The sequence below is a fragment of the Rhizobacter sp. P3_C12 genome (genome assembly GCF_056402735.1).
This window is the reverse complement of sequence record NZ_JBFUGW010000405.1, coordinates 1-4160: the sequence shown is the minus strand read 5'-3', so window position 1 is coordinate 4160 and position 4160 is coordinate 1. Positions and strand designations below refer to the sequence as shown.

Below are 4160 nucleotides of genomic sequence, written 5' to 3'. Positions count from 1 at the left end.
CCAATATGCTGGAGTGGCGTACTGGCCCGTATGCGACGCTGCGAGCATTGGTCGACTTTCTCAAGGACGCGATTGAGATACTGAGCAAGATGCCTGTGCCGGAATACATCGAGCTTCGCAGGCACAAACGGTACGGGCCTGGCCACTCGGTCTATGACATGGTCGCGGAGTCGATCGTCAACATGATCTTCTGTGCTGCTAGCGTGCGTTCGCCAATCAGCACTTGTTGGACCATCCAGCACAACACCGTCTGGTCCGCCTTCTTCGAATCGTTCGCCGAAAAGACACAGGCGGGCGCCTTTGTGAGGCACAAGGTGCGACGCTTGATCTATAACGAGATCAAGGAGATGGAGCGTTTCCCGAACTTCAAGGGCGCCAAGTTCCTGGCGTTCTGCCTGAACGTAATGGGTCTTAAGGTCGATCGGTCGTCGATCGACAAGGAATATCGGCCCCTTCACCGTGCGCTGATTGCCTGGACACGTAGGAACTACGAATCGCTCAGGGCGGCAAATCTTGAGGTGGCCGAAGCATGCCTCGTTGACGGAATGTCCTACGACTCTGAGAACCGGCGTCTAGTTAGGACCTATCCAGCCGGCGGGTTGCGCAAAGAGCCGAGCTATGTCTACTTGGAAGTGCTGCCTCTGGCGGTGTAGCCACTAGACAGGCCGAGCGTCCGCCTTCGATTGCCCGAGTCGGGACGGCCGATGTCGGCTTTGGGTCGGATGGAGGCATCCACAGCCGCCCTCGGCGAATGTCCGGTTCGCTGCCGCGCACCTCGGCACCTCGAAGGACCGCTCAGGGTCGTTTCGAAGCTATCGCGGCTGAGCATGAACGTCTTCAGTCGGCCACGAGCAGCCCTTCGCGACCGGCTGCTTTGACGATCGGCCGGTGGCCCACGGGCCCCAATCTCGGTCCCGAATCGGAGAGCAACTCCAAGCGCACCTGCATGCGTACACTGTGGCCCGTGGAATCGCTGCTCACTCTTGTCGATTCGTTCGTGGTCACTGCAGAACTTGCTCCGCAACTCGACGGTCTCGAGCTGGGAAACTGGTACGTCGTCGATGGCACGTTCGCTTCGGCAACGGAGCTGCCATCCCGCGGCAGTTGGGTTGAGGTGCAACTGCCGAACGGAGACTCCCGCCAGGTAGTGGTAGTAGGTTGCGAGATTCGGCATGGTGTTGCGGCACTGTTGTTCATAGAGCCAGACGTCAGTTTCCCGCGCCTGAGCAAAGTTCGCCGTCTCCCCGACCAGCTGCCATCGTGACTGTGCGGCTAGTTGCGCCGATCGCGACCGCTTCCGCAAWCGGCCACGACCGGTCGGCCCCGAGCGGCAGCTATCGGGCAGCCACCGCTACACCAATCATGGAGTCCTGTTTTGATGAGCCAAGACCTTGAGATTGACTGCAATCGACACGGGCGGTCTGTAGCCGCCGCAGTGTGTGGTCATGTCCTGCRGTCAGGCTCTCCGCTAGGGTTTGTCGAAAACAGTTCCAACCCACTGGACCAGCAGGGGTGGTGCTTCGCTTGTGAGCTTGTCTTCTCACAGGAACAGGACAGGACGCCACGGTTCAGGGCCTTCTGCAACCATACCGAGGTCTGCTCGCGCTGCTACGACGAAATCAAGGGCAGGCACATGTTTGCATGGCCGGGGCGCGAGCATAGCCATTGACGCAAATCGGCCACGAGCATTCTTTGGTGACGGTCGGCTTTGAGGTAGGCTCCTAAATTCGTCCACCATCGCAGGATTCGCAGATGCTAGCGTTCCGAGTGCAGCTCAATGATCAATCCCCGGTAACGGGCGGCGCATCGGATCTCAGTGTTCTCACGACTACGATCACAGCGGTCGGCCAGCTTGGCCCGGAGACCCGTGGGCGACGCTCCGATGAAGGAACCGACGTCGACTTGCGACTCGGGGGCCTCACTTCTCGCGGTCCCGACGTTCAAGATGAGCACCTTGTGTGGTTCGAGGCGCACGAACTCAAGCCCGGTGACAAGATTGTTGTAGAGGTCGTCGAGACCGAGTCACCTGACCCTGTTCAAACCGGCCATGATGCTCAAGATCGCGCCGACGACGAGCGTGCCTACTACGAAGACTGCAAGCGGGTGTACTTCGAAATGCGCGAAAGATTTGACGGCGAAGCCTGACCCTGCCTGTTGACTTGCTGACTAGGTCGACTACTACGATGACCACAACGGATCCCCAACGTGGCGCACCGCTGTCCACAACGGCTGCGCCAACACTTGCCAGCCTGAGCGGCGAACGGTCGCAGCCGGCCAGGAGCTGCCTGTCGCGAGCGGCCGCTTTCGGGTAGGCTGCGCGCGAACTCTTCCAAGGAAAGTCATGCCAATCCCAGCTTCGGAGAGCGAACTCGCCGCGTTGTTTGCTCGTCTGGGTGCGTCAGAGCCCGAAAGCTGGGCGCGCTCGCAGGTACTCGAAGGCATACCGCAGCTGCTGCGATACCTCTTCTTGAAGGCTGCATGGCGCAACGTCGAAAGCGACGACGATACATCGTGGATGCGAAGTGAAGTCGACCGAGCGAACGCCCGCCCCGAGGAGCCGTACGCGGGCCTGGGACTCGGACTGGATCAATGCCTGAGGCAAGGTGTTGATCCCGTCGTATTGAACGAGATGATTCGCTGCGCCCAAGCGACCATGATCTTTCGAATTGGCTACCTGCTCGATGGCGGGGATTCCGGTGGCTTGGAAGAACTGCGCGATGTCTCATGGGCGCTGTTCGAGACCGATGCCAACGGACGTCCGACTGGACCGGCCATCGGCGGACTCCATGAATCGGTGCTGGAACTCGATCCGACCGGCCGGGAAATGCGACCGCCGGAAGCGCTTCGTGCCATTGCATACCGCAACGAAGCTAGTGACGCTGCGCCCTCTTGATGACCGAGTCCGGCCACGAGCGGTCTGTCGTGACGGGCTGCTTTGGGGTAGCCTTCCATGACATTCACCAGCCCTCGAAGCATGCGCATTGAAGCAACACCAAGGTCGGCCGCAGTTGCTGGTGCATGGGCCGTTTTCGGACTCGTTCCATTCGAGAGGTGGATGGATCATCACAAAGTCAGCTCGGTGCTCGAAGGCAATCTGCTCTGGCTAGCGGCTGCGGCGTGCTTTTTCTTTGTGCCGAGTTACTTCCTGGTCATCGGGAGTGGCAATGCACCTTTCGGTCACACTTGGATCCTCGATCGAGATGAACGAGCACGATACGGCGTCATCGCGAAGCGCATGCTGATTTGGTTTCTCTCGGCAGGGGTAGCCGGCGCTGTTTGGTCTGAAGTTCTGAGCTTGTTTTGGAAGGACTGATCAGGCTTGGAATTCTGTCGGCTGTCGGAGTACCTGCAGTCGGCCACTTCCTGCCGCTCGTGGATGACTGCTGTCGAGCGAGCCAATACACTTTTCGTTCAAGAGCCGCTGAACGAACCTGATTGAACCGTACGAGAGAAACCAAGACGATGCTTCCTGCGCGAACTCGACGCCGCCGCACAGGGCTGGCCGCATTTGCCGGCTTTGCCGTGTTCGTTGCCGTCACGCTCGCTGTGTCGCTTCTCTCCGGACTCCTTCCCGGCGAGGAAGCAGACTGCGTGAAGAGGTGTAGAGCAGTCGATCGGCGTGGAGAAATGGTGCCCGTCTTTTCCGCGACGCAAACCGCTGGCCAAGGGGGCAAAGGGCCAAGCCAGTGTAGATGCCAGTAAGGCCCGTTCACGGGCACGAGCGGTCCGTCGCCAGTGACCGCTCTCGGGCCGCCCACCGCCAATGCTCTCCGCATGAGCCAGAATGGTTCGGAGGCACCGAACACTGCCATGTTCACCAGTAGACGACACGACCCTGTCCGCAGGTTGCCTGGAGGAACTACAAGATGACCGAAGATAAATCCTCTCAACCGAAAAAAGGCGGCACCAAGGATGGCGCCATCGGCTTCGTTGGATTGCTCCTACTCGWCGCGTGCATGGCGGTGTCGTACTACTACCCCTACCCAAGTGGTAAGCGCCCGGATTTTCTGAGCCTGCTGATGCTCTGGGCACGCGAGGCATTCATCCTCGTCGTTGCGCTCGCTGGCCTTGTCGTACTCGGAATCTCCGCAGGCATCAAGTTCATCAGGAGCCTTCGGGAACCCGGCGCCGAGCGGAAAAGCTGACAAGACTGGCATCAG

6 protein-coding genes are annotated in these 4160 nt (G+C 59.8%); all 6 read left to right on the top strand.

Annotated features, from left to right (window positions below):
- Positions 1–653: hypothetical protein (locus AC1DXV_RS32075; RefSeq protein ID WP_477937533.1), on the top strand; the 653-nt coding region annotated here is incomplete at its 5' end.
- 311 nt (positions 654–964) lie between these two features.
- Positions 965–1264, top strand: a complete 300-nt coding sequence (locus AC1DXV_RS32070) for a hypothetical protein (RefSeq protein WP_477937531.1) — start codon at positions 965–967, stop codon at positions 1262–1264.
- Positions 1265–1752: 488 nt separating this feature from the next.
- Complete coding sequence (locus AC1DXV_RS32065) at positions 1753–2145, top strand: hypothetical protein (protein ID WP_477865718.1); 393 nt, start codon at positions 1753–1755, stop codon at positions 2143–2145.
- Between the two features lie 196 nt (positions 2146–2341).
- Positions 2342–2893 (top strand): hypothetical protein, encoded by a 552-nt coding sequence (locus AC1DXV_RS32060; RefSeq protein WP_477865717.1) that lies wholly within the window; start codon positions 2342–2344, stop codon positions 2891–2893.
- Between the two features lie 57 nt (positions 2894–2950).
- Positions 2951–3313 carry a hypothetical protein gene (locus AC1DXV_RS32055; protein ID WP_477937529.1) on the top strand — a complete coding sequence of 121 codons (363 nt, stop codon included), beginning with the start codon at positions 2951–2953 and terminating at the stop codon, positions 3311–3313.
- A 553-nt stretch (positions 3314–3866) separates the two neighbouring features.
- Positions 3867–4145: a hypothetical protein gene (locus AC1DXV_RS32050; protein WP_477937527.1), complete on the top strand. Its 279-nt coding sequence runs from the start codon at positions 3867–3869 to the stop codon at positions 4143–4145.
- Positions 4146–4160 lie beyond the last annotated feature (15 nt).